Consider the following 13,206-nt stretch of genomic DNA (forward strand, 5'->3'; position numbering starts at 1 on the left):
CTCCCATCAAACTCTTAGAAGTGGGCTACTGTACCCAAGGTGATCATATGGCCATCTTTAGTAGCCTCACCATCTGACTTTTGCAAAACAGGCTGATCAGCACTGTCATAACGATACTCTAGATATAAACGCAAATACTCTGACAAGTTAAAGCTTTCACCCACACTGAAAACCTGAACGCGGTCCGCACCTGGATAGAATACCGGTGAAGCCGTTCCATTGAGTGTATCAAGCATACCCGCGCCCAACACCGATTCATAACGAAGTGCAAATACGTTACGACCGTTTGTGTAAGCCAATTGACCGGCAATAGATTGCGCATAGTTTTTAGAACCGTCTTGTGGCTTCATCGATTTTGTATCGTAAAAAGCGCTCAACGAAAATTCGTCGTTAAATTTCTCTGTGAACCAAATGCTTGAAGTTTGGCGATCCACTTTGGGATCTGTTCCTGAAGTGCCACCGTCCGTGCCCCACAGAATACCCGCGTACCACAGAAATCCACCAGCAACACCTGTTGCCGAAGCCTCTGTCGTTTTAGTCGGAGTGTTGTCGTCGCCATAAGCATTTGTTGGCGTTCTATTATAAGTAGAAACAGTAAGAGCTAACCAATCACCAGGATTGTACTTCGCACGCAAGCCCTCTGCATAACCAGGAAGAATGCCTTGATAAGAAACCGAGTTTACATAAAACACGTTTTCAGAGCGAGTTAAAGACTCTAAACCAAGAGTGGAAGCCAAGCGACCGAAGCCGATTGAAAACTCAGGTGTGACCTTATAATAGATCTCTAACTGATCAAGAGTGCCGAACGACGTTTTTGAAGTTGCTGTCGCCGATTGCGCATAATCTGTCGGCTGATAATTCAAGCGCGCCAGAAAAGACAGCTGATCTGTTTCTTTAGTCAAAACAAGCTGTGCTTGGTTAAAGCGATACTGATTGTTCATCGCTCCGCCTGAGGCTGGATAAACGTTATCGCCCGAAGATAAATAGTTATAGTCGAATGAAGCTTCGCCTGACACCTTCATGCCTGCGATATCAGCGGCATGTGCAGAAGTTCCCCAAAGAAGAAGAGTGGCATTCAGAGCTAAAAGTTTTGTTTTCAAGGTGGCTCCCTGTAGTCTTTTACTGGTTCTTTATTAAAACCCACACCTTTATCGGGAAAGCTCGACCAATATTAAGTCTAGTTTTTAGGTGCCCAAAGATGTTGAAATTAAACCTCAACCTACAAGATTTCTTGAGAAGTGAACTCAATTTTGTTGAGAAGTATTACAAGCGTAGGTTTCTATTGGGAGTCCACGGACTGGACTTATCTATTGCGAACATTCGTCCGAAAAATTGCTTGTTAAGAAATCTTAGTAAGTAAGAAGGAATCATACATGGGTAATTTAAGTTTGTGGTTGAAGGGTATTAAAGGAAAGCTTTTGGCTGTTTCAGTTTTCCCATTCATTGCATTTGCGATCATCTTTGGTTTTACATATTCGGGCCTCAACAAGATCAGTCATTTGGTTGAAAGTGCTCATCAGACAATTATTCCTAATATCTCCGCGCTGGATGATATGCGTATTTTCCAGAACCGCTTCGGTTACAGAATGTGGGAAGGCCTAAATAGCGAGGAAGATCGCCCAGGTTCCGTCAAAGAATGTAAAGAGGCGATGGACGGTTTTAAAGCCGCTTACAAGAAATACACTTCGGCTCCATTTGATTCTGAAGAAAAAGTTTTGTTTGATGAAGTGAAAGACGTTTTCGGTAAATATACAGAGCTTGCTGACTCTATTCTTGCAGATCTAGATAATGGATCCCAAGAGGCTCAAGCACGTGCAAGAAAAAACTTAGACGAAAATCTTCATCATTATTCTTCGAAGCTTGAAGATTTTAATGAAAAGGTGACTGCCCACTACGAAAAAAGAGCTGACGCCGAAGCGAAAGATTTTGTCGAAAGCCGTTCGCAAATTATTCATTTGATGATGCTTGTGACTCTTTGTGCAGGTTTCGCTATCATGGGTCTATTGCTAGTCATGGCAGCTAAGATCTCAAATTCCGTGGGTCGCATTGCTTCGAATCTCAGCGGTGCCGGTTCAAAAGTTGTCGATGCCGTTGAACAATTGTCTCAGGCTGGCAACGCTCTTTCACAAAACTCAACAGAAGCCGCAGCTTCTTTGGAAGAAACAGTGGCAGCTCTAGAAGAGATGTCATCTATGGTGCAAATGAACTCAGACAACGCCAAACAAGCGGCCGCTCTGTCAGCTTCATCTAAAGAAGCTGCCGAAAAAGGTGAGTCTGAAATCAAATCGTTGATTCAATCTATGAGCGAAATCTCCCACTCATCTAAAAAGATCGAAGAGATTATCTCTGTGATCGACGATATCGCCTTCCAAACAAACTTGTTGGCTTTGAATGCGGCTGTTGAAGCAGCTCGTGCAGGTGAACAAGGTAAAGGCTTCGCGGTTGTAGCCGAAGCAGTTCGCGCTCTGGCGCAAAGAAGTGCCTCTTCAGCAAAAGACATCTCTGCTCTTATTAAAGATTCAGTAGAACAAGTGGATCGCGGCAGTCGCATTGCCGATTCAAGCGGTGAAGTACTTGCGAACATCGTGAACTCTATTAAGAAAGTTTCTGACTTGAATAATGAGATCGCGGCAGCAAGCTCTGAGCAAACAACAGGTATTCAACAGATCAGCAAAGCGATGAATCAGTTGGATCAATCATCTCAGTCGAACGCAGCTTCTGCAGAAGAGATCGCTGCAACAACGGGAGAGATCAACAGCCTTGCGCACACATCTCAATCTTTGACTGTGGAACTAAACGTAGCAGTTATTGGTGTGGATTTATCGAAAACAGCTGCTCACCATGAACCGGTTCCGGTAAAAGCGGCGCCAAAAGCCGCAAATAAGGTGGTTCCGTTCAAGGCGACTGCGAAAACGACTTCAGTTGCAGCAAAAGCGCCTAAAAACTCAGCAAAAGAGATGATTCCTTTTGATGACGATGGTGACCCGCGTTCAAAAATCGGCACTGCAGAAGGATTTTAATTCCTATTAAATAAGCAAAAACACCCGATTATGCCCAGTTATCGCGCATAATCGGGTTTTTCTTTTTTCTTTTAAAAAAGTCCTTGCCCGCAAAGGGGTCTAAGGCCTATAACCCGGTCTCACTTCGACGTTGATGTTTGATTTTCAAACGAACTGAAAGAGCTAACTCTTTGATTTGCATTCAAAAGTTAGATCTTAGGTTTCAACTTGTTTGATAAACGCGAAGAATTTTTCAAAAAAGATTTTTTAAAAATTTTTGAGAAAAATGATTTTGAGGTGTTGACAGGGCATTAAGCCTTCGATATAAACCTTACCTCTCAGCAACGAGTAACTTCGATGTTGAGAAACGATTCGCTCTTTGAAAACTGAATAGCTAGATATAATAGATTTTTGGGCTCTTAGTTCTATCAGCAATGATAGGACACAATTTCAAAAAAATATTCGAACAAACAACAGCGTAAAAGCTAGCTTGTTTGGGATGAAACAGAATTTAAACTGGAGAGTTTGATTCTGGCTCAGAACAAACGCTGGCGGCGTGCCTAATACATGCAAGTCGAACGGGGAAAGTAGCAATATGAGTACTAGTGGCGCACGGGTGAGTAACGCGTGGATAATCTGCCTTAGAGTGGGGGATAACTAGTCGAAAGATTAGCTAATACCGCATAAGACCACAAGAACTGCGGTTCAAGGGGTCAAAGGTTTTTCGCTCTAAGATGAGTCCGCGTAAGATTAGCTAGTTGGTGAGGTAATGGCTCACCAAGGCGACGATCTTTAACTGGTCTGAGAGGATGATCAGTCACACTGGAACTGAGACACGGTCCAGACTCCTACGGGAGGCAGCAGTAGGGAATATTGCACAATGGAGGAAACTCTGATGCAGCGACGCCGCGTGAGTGATGAAGGCCTTCGGGTCGTAAAGCTCTGTCGCAGGGGAATAACACAATGAATGTACCCTGTAAGAAAGGATCGGCTAACTTCGTGCCAGCAGCCGCGGTAAGACGAGGGATCCTAGCGTTGTTCGGAATCATTGGGCGTAAAGCGGGTGCAGGTGGCTATGTAAGTCAGGTGTGAAAGCCTGGGGCTCAACCCCAGAAGTGCATTTGATACTGCGTAGCTTGAGTGCTGGAGAGGTTACTAGAATTCCTGGTGTAGTGGTGAAATACGTAGATATCAGGAGGAATACCGGAGGCGAAGGCGGGTAACTGGCCAAGCACTGACACTCAGACCCGAAAGCGTGGGGATCAAACAGGATTAGATACCCTGGTAGTCCACGCCATAAACGATGGATACTTGTTGTTGGAGGTATTGACCCCTTCAGTGACGAAGCTAACGCGTTAAGTATCCCGCCTGGGGAGTACGGTCGCAAGATTAAAACTCAAAGAAATTGACGGGGGCCCGCACAAGCGGTGGAGCATGTGGTTTAATTCGATGCAACGCGAAGAACCTTACCTAGGCTTGACATGTACTGGAAGATTGGCGGAAACGCCGTCGCCCGCAAGGGTCGGTACACAGGTGCTGCATGGCTGTCGTCAGCTCGTGTCGTGAGATGTTGGGTTAAGTCCCGCAACGAGCGCAACCCCTGCATTTAGTTGCCAGCATTCAGTTGGGCACTCTAGATGGACTGCCGGTGTTAAACCGGAGGAAGGTGGGGATGACGTCAAGTCCTCATGGCCCTTATGCCTAGGGCTACACACGTGCTACAATGGTAGTCACAAACTGAAGCGAAGTCGCGAGATGGAGCTAATCGGAGAAAAGCTATCTAAGTTCAGATTGGTCTCTGCAACTCGAGACCATGAAGTTGGAATCGCTAGTAATCGCGGATCAGAATGCCGCGGTGAATACGTTCCCGGGCCTTGTACACACCGCCCGTCACACCATGAAAGTCGGCTGTACCAGAAGTCGCTGCGCTAACCGCAAGGAGGCAGGCGCCCAAGGTATGGTCGATGATTGGGGTGAAGTCGTAACAAGGTAGCCGTAGGGGAACCTGCGGCTGGATCACCTCCTTTCTAAGGATTATCCGGTCGATCTTCATCAAGACTTGATCTTGATAAGTCAAAACGACCCAATCTTAGGTCAACGCTCCTCTTCCCGAGGAAGCGTGAGTCCCAAAAATCTTTTCTAGCTATTTAGTTTTGAAAGAGTGAAAACTCTTCGAAGCATCTAACACGGGCCAGTAGCTCAGTTGGTTAGAGCACACGCTTGATAAGCGTGGGGTCGGAAGTTCGAGTCTTCCCTGGCCCACCAACTAATTGATCAGTTGGACTGTTGGAATGTTTTGAGGATTTTTGCTTGTGAACGTTTTTCGTTCTTTGACAATTGAATAGATTGATTTAGTTGATTTTTAGCGAGGTTAGTTCCATTTTTTAAAGCTACAAAGGGCTTACGGTGGATGCCTTGGCACTAAGAAGCGATGAAGGACGTGGTAAGCTGCGATAAGCTTCGGGGAGTGGCACACACACTTTGATCCGAAGATGTCCGAATGAGGAAACTCACCATTTAATGGTATCATTCACTGAATACATAGGTGTCTGAAGCGAACGAGGGGAAGTGAAACATCTCAGTACCCTCAGGAAGAGAAATCAAATCCGAGATTACCCTAGTAGTGGCGAGCGAACGGGTAAGAGGCTAAACCTTAATCATTTATTTGATTGAGGGGTCGTGGGACCACAATGTGCGACTCGAGAGGTTAGAACAACAGTCTGGAAAGTCTGGCGAGACAGGGTGATAGCCCCGTGTTCGAAAACCTCAGAAGCGCTAGTGGCATCCCGAGTACCACGAAACACGTGAAATTTCGTGGGAATCTAGGAGGACCACCTTCTAAGCCTAAATATTCCTTAGTGACCGATAGTGAACAAGTACCGTGAGGGAAAGGTGAAAAGAACCCCGAGAGGGGAGTGAAATAGAACCTGAAACCGTAAGTCTACAAGCAGTGGAAGCGCTTTATATGCGCGACCGCGTACCTTTTGCATAATGAGTCAGCGAGTTATGTTTGCAAGCGAGATTAAGCCGTTGAAGGTGTAGTCGTAGCGAAAGCGAGTCTGAATAGGGCGTTTAGTTTGCAGGCATAGACCCGAAACCCGGTGATCTAATCATGGACAGGTTGAAGCGAGGGTAACACCTCGTGGAGGACCGAACAAGTTGAGGTTGAAAACTCTTTTGATGATCTGTGATTAGGGGTGAAAGGCCAATCAAACTGGGTGATAGCTGGTTCTCCCCGAAATATATTTAGGTATAGCGTTGAGTAAAAAGTATCGTGGAGGTAGAGCACTGAATGGGCTAGGGGTCTTTACCGGATTACCAAACCCAAATAAACTCCGAATGCCACAGATATGTTCCTCAGCAGGCAGACTCAGGGTGATAAGGTCATGAGTCGAGAGGGAAAGAGCCCAGACCAACAGCTAAGGTCCCTAAATGCACGCTCAGTGGAGAACGTTGTGGAGTTACTTTGACAACTAGGAGGTTGGCTTAGAAGCAGCAATCCTTTAAAGAAAGCGTAATAGCTCACTAGTCTAGTGACTCTGCGCGGAAGATACAACGGGGCTAAGCGTGTTACCGAAGCTTTGGATTAAGATATTTTATATTTTAGTGGTAGGGGAGCGTTCTAGCGTAGGATGAAGGTTGACCGGTAGGACAGCTGGACGAACTAGAAGTGATCATGCTGACATAAGTAGCGTTGAACTCGGGTGAAAAACCCGGGCGCCGAAAACTCAAGGATTCCTGGGCAAGGATAATCCTCCCAGGGTTAGTCGAGACCTAAGATGAGGCCAAGTGGCGTAATCGATGGCAAAACGGTTAATATTCCGTTACCTAACAGATTGTGTTTAAGGAATGACGGTATAGGCTATCTCAGCCTCTTATTGGATTGAGGTGTAAGCGTGTAGGTGGTGTCGTAGGCAAATCCGCGGCACATAACACTGAGGCGTGAATGCGAGGGACTTGTCCCGGAAGTGAGAAAAGCCATGTATCCAAGAAAAGTTTCGTAAATTTAGATTTGTTAGCTCGTACCGTAAACCGACTCAGGTGAGTGGGGTGAATATCCTAAGGCGATGGGGTGAATTTTGGTCAAGGAACTCGGCAACTTAACACCGTAACTTCGGGAAAAGGTGTGCCCGCGAGAGTGTAAGGATTTACTCCCCAAGCTTTTTCGGGTCGCAGAGAAATGGGAGTAGCGACTGTTTATCAAAAACACAGGCATGTGCAAAGTCTCAAGACGAAGTATACATGCTGACGCCTGCCCGGTGCTGGAAGGTTAAGAGGATTAGTTAGCGTAAGCGAAGCTGAGAATCGAAGCCCCAGTAAACGGCGGCCGTAACTATAACGGTCCTAAGGTAGCGAAATTCCTTGTCGGGTAAGTTCCGACCTGCACGAATGGCGTAACGACTTCTCCGGTGTCTCGACCAAATGCCTCGCGAAATTGAATTCTCGGTGAAAATGCCGAGTACCCGCAGAAAGACGGAAAGACCCCGTGAACCTTTACTGTAGCTTGGCAGTGATTTTAGAGTTGGCATGTGTAGGATAGGTGGGAGACTTTGAAGCAGGGGCGCTAGCCCTTGTGGAGTCAACCTTGAAATACCACCCTTGGCACCTTTGAAATCTAACCTGCTGCTCTTTACGAGCAGAGGGACACTGTCTGGTGGGCAGTTTGACTGGGGCGGTCGCCTCCCAAAAAGTAACGGAGGCGCGCGATGGTCCCCTCAGCCTGATTGGAAACCAGGCGTCGAGTGCATTGGCATAAGGGGGCTTGACTGCGAGACCTACAAGTCGAGCAGGTGCGAAAGCAGGCCAAAGTGATCCGGTGGTCCCGCGTGGAAGGGCCATCGCTCAACGGATAAAAGGTACTCCGGGGATAACAGGCTTATTCCATCCAAGAGTCCATATCGACGATGGAGTTTGGCACCTCGATGTCGGCTCATCACATCCTGGGGCTGGAGCAGGTCCCAAGGGTTTAGCTGTTCGCTAATTAAAGTGGTACGCGAGCTGGGTTCAGAACGTCGTGAGACAGTTTGGTCCTTATCTTCTGTGGGCGTATGAGATTTGAGTAGACCTGTCCTTAGTACGAGAGGACCGGGATGGACGAACCTCTGGTGTTCCTGTTGTTCTGCCAAGAGCAATGCAGGGTAGCTATGTTCGGAACTGATAACCGCTGAAAGCATCTAAGCGGGAAGCAGACTACGAGATTAGATCTCACTGGGGCTTCGGCCCCCTAAAGACTCCTTGGAGACTACGAGGTTGATAGGCGGAAGGTGTAAGTACAGTAATGTATTCAGCTGATCCGTACTAATAGGTCGTGAGGCTTTTTTAAAAAAATTTTCTTCTTAACATTGTTAACGAAGTTTTCGTCTCAAAGACTTTTCCTTCGGGAAAATAGAGACTATCTCTCTGAATAAGTAAGAGAGCTAAATCTGGAACTAACCAGTAATCGCTAAAAATCAGCTAAATCAATCATTCAGTTATCAAAATAAAACGTAACTTCTCCATTTGGATTGGAAGAAAGTTGCAAAACGAAAAAGGAAGTACTAAGAATGCTTCCACTTTGATTAATAAACGCTTTGCTGGTGTTTATAGCAGAGGGGCCACACCTGATCCCATTCCGAACTCAGAAGTTAAGTCCTCTTGCGGCGATGGTATTGCACGGGCAACCGTGTGGGAGAGTAGCACGACGCCAGCTCTTTTTTACTCGAACCCGATTAGCCTTAAAACTAATCGGGTTTTTTATTATTCTTCATGTAAATAAAATATTATTTATATGCATCTTAGTGATCTAATGTTCCTGAATTCTTGATTTCAAAATTTCATAATGTTCCAAAGTTAGGTTCAGTTTTTTCTGACTGTCTTCATCCGATTCGCGAGGAGTGGGTGTTGCCATGAGGTTTTTGCTTCTCTGATGATTCGAGATGAGTCTTGCAAAGTGTCTCATTTAGATACGATGAATAAACTAAAGTTTAATTGTTAGGGCTCAAAAGAGGTTGATTTTAAGCTCTGTGTCTCATGGCTAAGTTATTGGAATCTCTGTGGTTAGTAATTCTGGACCTGCTCCGAGAGCTTTTCGTAGGCCGCTGTGGTATTCTGTATCTATCAAACCACGGGAATAAATATTCCTGTTCGCTTTTTAAGTCTTTTTGACGACTGAACTCAAAAAAGATCTCTCGGGGGCTCACCCGAGACACGGGATAAAAAAATTGAATACGAGAGAAAGGGTCAGGATGTCGGGTGTCTTATGGCATACGTATATTTGGCAGCAGCCATTATCTTTGAGATTTTGGGAACTATTAGTATGAAATACGCAGAGGGATTTACAAAGGTGGTTCCATCCGTACTTATTTTTGTATGTTATGGAATCTGCTTTGTAGCTCTCACAGTTGCGTTGAAAACTCTTCCAGTCAGCATGGTCTATGCAATCTGGGCGGGTGTGGGAACTGCTATTATGGCAGTTGTTGGTTTGTTCTTCTTTAACGAACCACTTCCTTTACAAAAAATTATGGCAACAAGTTTAATTATTCTTGGTGTTGTGATGTTGAACTTTAGCGGTAAGCACTCTCAGGAGACGAAAGAGCAAATTGCTGAAGTGGAAAACGTTCAAGAGTTGAAACGCATTCCTGCAGCGGATGTAAAAACTCCGAACGTGGAGATTCCCCAGCGAGCACCGCTCGCGAATCGAAACTCTGGCTAACGTCGACTAAATTGATCTATTTCTCGAATGAAAGAAGGAGACTTTGCGGTCTCCTTCTTTTTTTGTGTTGTTATGAGCAGCGTGAACACACCGACAGAATTTAATTAGTCACAGCAGTGGCATGAGCCAGATGGAAGATCTGCACGGTACGTACGATAACCGCGATGTCTGCATTCAAACATGCATGCGCGTGGATCTGGTTGAGTGCCGATGTAATCACAAATCATGTTCATGACAGCGCTCTCGTTCGTGTTGCCGATTTGCACAAGTCTTGAAACTGCTGTCTGAGATTCAGGAAGTGACGATGAAGTCATCGGTGCTGTTTGAGCCATTGCTGTAGTTGAAACCAATAAGAAAAAAAGTACTTTAATTTTCATAAGATCCCCCGTTTTCCGAGGACCTTAGTAAAGAATATTTCTCATGTAAAGCGAGCCTCATGCAGGTTCTGCTCTAAAAACGCTCGTCATCAAAGGGCGCACAAACAAACATCTTCACTCAAAACTATATTTGCTCTCAGACATAAAAATCTCTCATCGCCATGCGTGCGTTCAATCACGGATGAGTGAGTGAGTGAGTGAGTGAGTGAGTGAGTGAGTGAGTGAGTGAGTGAGTGAGTGAGTGAGTGAGTGAGTGAGTGAGTGCGGAGAAAGAAATGATGTGAGGGTCGTAGGAGGTTGTGGTGGGGTCATCAGAGAGGTTTGGAGAAATCCTCTCTGATGAGTTTTTGATTTAGTGTTGTTTCATTTGGGCTTCTAGGAAGTCAGTGAGTTTGTCGAATGGGGATTCGGTTTTTGCTGCGTAGTGGACGAAGTTTACTAGTAACTTTGCTAGGCGCTCTTTGTCTTTTGGATCTTTGAGTTGGTCGTTTTCGTCGAAGGCTTTGTGTGCGAACGCCAAACCAAAATAATCTGGGTAGACGTGGGATTTCAAAACTTGCAGTGGGACTCGGCTGTGGAAGTGGCCTTTCACTGCGGCGAAATATCCTTGAGAGGCGCCGATTAGTAGAATCTGTTTTCCTTCCCAAGGAACCGGCGCAATACGTGAAACCCAATCGATGGCATTTTTGAATGGACCTGGAATGCTACCGTTGTATTCAGGTGATGAGATGATGATTGCATCGGCTTCGTTGATGGCCGCTGCAAGATCTTTAACTCCTGCTGGAAGACCTTGTTCTGATTCAAGATCGCCGTCGTAGACGGGCATTGGGAATTCGTTGAACTCGCGAAGTTTGACTTTTACTTCGGGAAATCCAGACACGATTTCATGGGCGATGCGGATTAATTTTTTATTAAAAGAGCCTTTGCGCAATACCGGCGCGAACATCAAAATTTTCATATTTATCTTCCCGTTTCAAAAATCCTGGCAGTGTTTCCAAAGCAGATAAAGATGCTAGGTCGCTAACTGTGCAATTACAAGAAATCATGTTTGGTAGAGCCAAAAGAAATGTCGAAAAAAGAGGTTGAAGACTCATGCCAAAGACATTCGGCGCTGTCTCAAAAGGATTTAGGCGAGTGCTTTGCGGCATTCAATGGTCTGAATATTTTAGTCCGACTTTTTCTTTAGATAGCTGGTCGTATTTTCGCCGGAAGTACTTCATTCCTCGGTGGTGGTTGATCCTTTAGGCCGATTCAAGACAGTTGGTTTTCCAGGTTGGTCGGGGGTGTACGGCTTGGTGGAAAGATGGAGTCGGGAGGTTTGGATTGGGAATGCCTGGTAATGAGGCGAAATCTAGAGGGAAATACGCGATTTTTATATTTTCTTTATGTGGTTGTGGGGTCTTTTTACGTGGGGTTGAGGGGGCAAGGCGTAGGCTTTTCTTTGGAAAAGGATGCTTGTTATGACGTTTACCTCTTTTGATATATTACAGATATTCGCTGTGCTTGCCGTTGTGACGGTTTTGACTCCGATCTTAGGCCAATACATGTTCAAGGTCTTTACGGGGCAAAATTCGGGGCTTCTGCGCGTTTTTAGACCGCTTGAAAAAATCATCTATTTCGTTTCTGGAGTTCAAGAAACGGAAGAGATGAATTGGAAGCAATACACGAAGGCACTTTTGATTTTTAATTTCTTCGGTTTTGTTTTTCTTATGATTCTGCAGATGGTGCAAAGCCATCTGCCACTGAATCCAGAACATCTTGGTGATTTGTCGTGGCATCTTGCATTCAATACGGCTGTGAGTTTTGTGACGAATACCAACTGGCAGGCGTACTCTGGCGAAAATACGATGAGTTATCTGACGCAGATGTTGGGCTTGGGTGTTCAGAACTTTGTGAGTGCCGCGACGGGTTTTGCTGTGATGCTGGCTCTTGCGCGTGGTTTTTCACGCAAACAAACTTCTGAGCTTGGGAATTTTTGGGTTGATTTGACTCGAAGTACGACTCATGTGTTATTGCCGCTTTCGATTTTACTGACTGTGATTTTGATGGGTCAGGGCGTGGTGCAGAACTTCTCTTCGTACACGCATGTGAAAACGATCGAAGGTGTTGAGCAGATTATTCCGCAAGGTCCTGCGGCTTCGCAGATCGCGATCAAACAATTGGGTTCGAATGGTGGCGGCTTCTTTGGTGTGAATAGTGCGCATCCCTTTGAAAACCCGACTCCGTTGGCAAATTTTCTAGAGATGATTTCGCTGATCTTATTGGCTTCAGCTTGTACTTATCTTTTTGGTTTATTGGTGGGTTCACGTCGTCAGGGTTTGGTTCTGTTTGGAACGATGATGGCGATGATGGTTGTGATTTTGGGACTGTCACTGTGGTCTGAATATTCATTCGGCACGATGGAAGGTAAAGAGACACGCTTTGGTGTGATGAACACCGTGTTGTGGTCTGTGATGACGACGTCGGCTTCGAATGGTTCTGTGAACGGGATGCTGTCGAGCATGTCACCATTGTCTGGCGGGATCGCGATGTTAAACATCATGTTGGGTGAAGTCGTGTTTGGCGGTGTCGGTGCTGGGATGTACGGCATTTTACTTTACGTGATCCTGACCGTTTTCTTGTGCGGTCTGATGGTGGGTCGTACGCCTGAATACTTGGGTAAAAAAATTGAAGCCAAAGAAATCACATGGGTGATTATCGGGGTGCTTGCTCCGTGTATCACGATCCTTGTCGGCAGTGCTTTGTCGATTGTGTTGCCTGCAGGTTTAGCGGGGCTTGGTCATCAGGGACCTCATGGTTTAAGTGAAGTGTTTTATGCCTTTGCGTCTGGTGCGGGAAATAACGGCAGTGCCTTCGGCAGTCTTTCTGTGAACTCTGCTTATTACAATGTGGCGATTGGTGTTGCGATGTTGATCGGACGCTTCTTGATCATCATTCCGGTGATGGCGATCGCGGGAAGTTTTGTGCAGAAAAAAATTGCGCCTCCGTCAGTGGGAACTTTCCAAACGGATTCAGTTCTGTTTGCAGGTTTACTTGCGGCTGTCATTTTGATTGTGGGTGCGTTGACATTCTTCCCAGCACTTTCGTTGGGACCTATTCTTGAGCATTTGTTGTTGTTGGTTAAGGGCTAAGGTGACCT

At 45.8% G+C, this 13,206-nt stretch carries 6 protein-coding genes, 1 tRNA gene and 3 rRNA genes; 7 read left to right on the top strand and 3 right to left on the bottom strand.

Going from position 1 to position 13,206, the window contains the following annotated elements:
- Positions 1-14: 14 nt before the first annotated feature.
- Positions 15-1,100 (bottom strand): outer membrane beta-barrel protein, encoded by a 1,086-nt coding sequence (locus DOE51_RS08280; RefSeq protein ID WP_142696070.1) that lies wholly within the window; start codon positions 1,098-1,100, stop codon positions 15-17.
- 273 nt (positions 1,101-1,373) lie between these two features.
- On the opposite strand from DOE51_RS08280, the gene DOE51_RS08285 reads away from it, so the two are divergent.
- The 6 genes from DOE51_RS08285 (at position 1,374) to DOE51_RS08310 (ending at position 9,690) form a co-directional block, all read left to right on the top strand.
- Positions 1,374-3,020: a methyl-accepting chemotaxis protein gene (locus DOE51_RS08285; protein ID WP_142696071.1), complete on the top strand. Its 1,647-nt coding sequence runs from the start codon at positions 1,374-1,376 to the stop codon at positions 3,018-3,020.
- A 492-nt stretch (positions 3,021-3,512) separates the two neighbouring features.
- Positions 3,513-5,026, top strand: a 16S ribosomal RNA gene (locus tag DOE51_RS08290).
- A gap of 161 nt (positions 5,027-5,187) precedes the next feature.
- Positions 5,188-5,264 (top strand) — tRNA-Ile (locus tag DOE51_RS08295).
- 118 nt (positions 5,265-5,382) lie between these two features.
- Positions 5,383-8,322, top strand: a 23S ribosomal RNA gene (locus DOE51_RS08300).
- 249 nt (positions 8,323-8,571) lie between these two features.
- A 5S ribosomal RNA gene (gene rrf / locus DOE51_RS08305) occupies positions 8,572-8,688 on the top strand.
- The 16S, 23S and 5S rRNA genes sit together here with 1 tRNA gene alongside, the layout of an rRNA operon.
- 549 nt (positions 8,689-9,237) lie before the next feature.
- Positions 9,238-9,690, top strand: coding sequence for a multidrug efflux SMR transporter (locus DOE51_RS08310; protein ID WP_142696072.1), 453 nt, complete (start codon positions 9,238-9,240; stop codon positions 9,688-9,690).
- 104 nt (positions 9,691-9,794) lie between these two features.
- Here the strand turns inward: DOE51_RS08310 and DOE51_RS08315 are convergent, their stop codons facing one another.
- Both DOE51_RS08315 and DOE51_RS08320 read right to left on the bottom strand, forming a co-directional pair.
- Positions 9,795-10,067, bottom strand: a complete 273-nt coding sequence (locus DOE51_RS08315) for a hypothetical protein (protein WP_142696073.1) — start codon at positions 10,065-10,067, stop codon at positions 9,795-9,797.
- A gap of 352 nt (positions 10,068-10,419) precedes the next feature.
- Positions 10,420-11,025, bottom strand: a complete 606-nt coding sequence (locus DOE51_RS08320; RefSeq protein ID WP_142696074.1) for an NADPH-dependent FMN reductase — start codon at positions 11,023-11,025, stop codon at positions 10,420-10,422.
- Positions 11,026-11,527: 502 nt separating this feature from the next.
- Between DOE51_RS08320 and kdpA the strand changes: the two genes are divergently transcribed.
- The gene (gene kdpA / locus DOE51_RS08325) at positions 11,528-13,198 is read left to right on the top strand and encodes a potassium-transporting ATPase subunit KdpA (RefSeq protein ID WP_142696075.1); all 1,671 of its coding nucleotides are present in this window, start codon (positions 11,528-11,530) and stop codon (positions 13,196-13,198) included.
- The last annotated feature ends 8 nt before the right edge of the window (positions 13,199-13,206 follow it).

Origin of the sequence: Bdellovibrio sp. NC01 (assembly GCF_006874625.1) — a bacterium.
GTDB lineage: Bacteria > Bdellovibrionota > Bdellovibrionia > Bdellovibrionales > Bdellovibrionaceae > Bdellovibrio.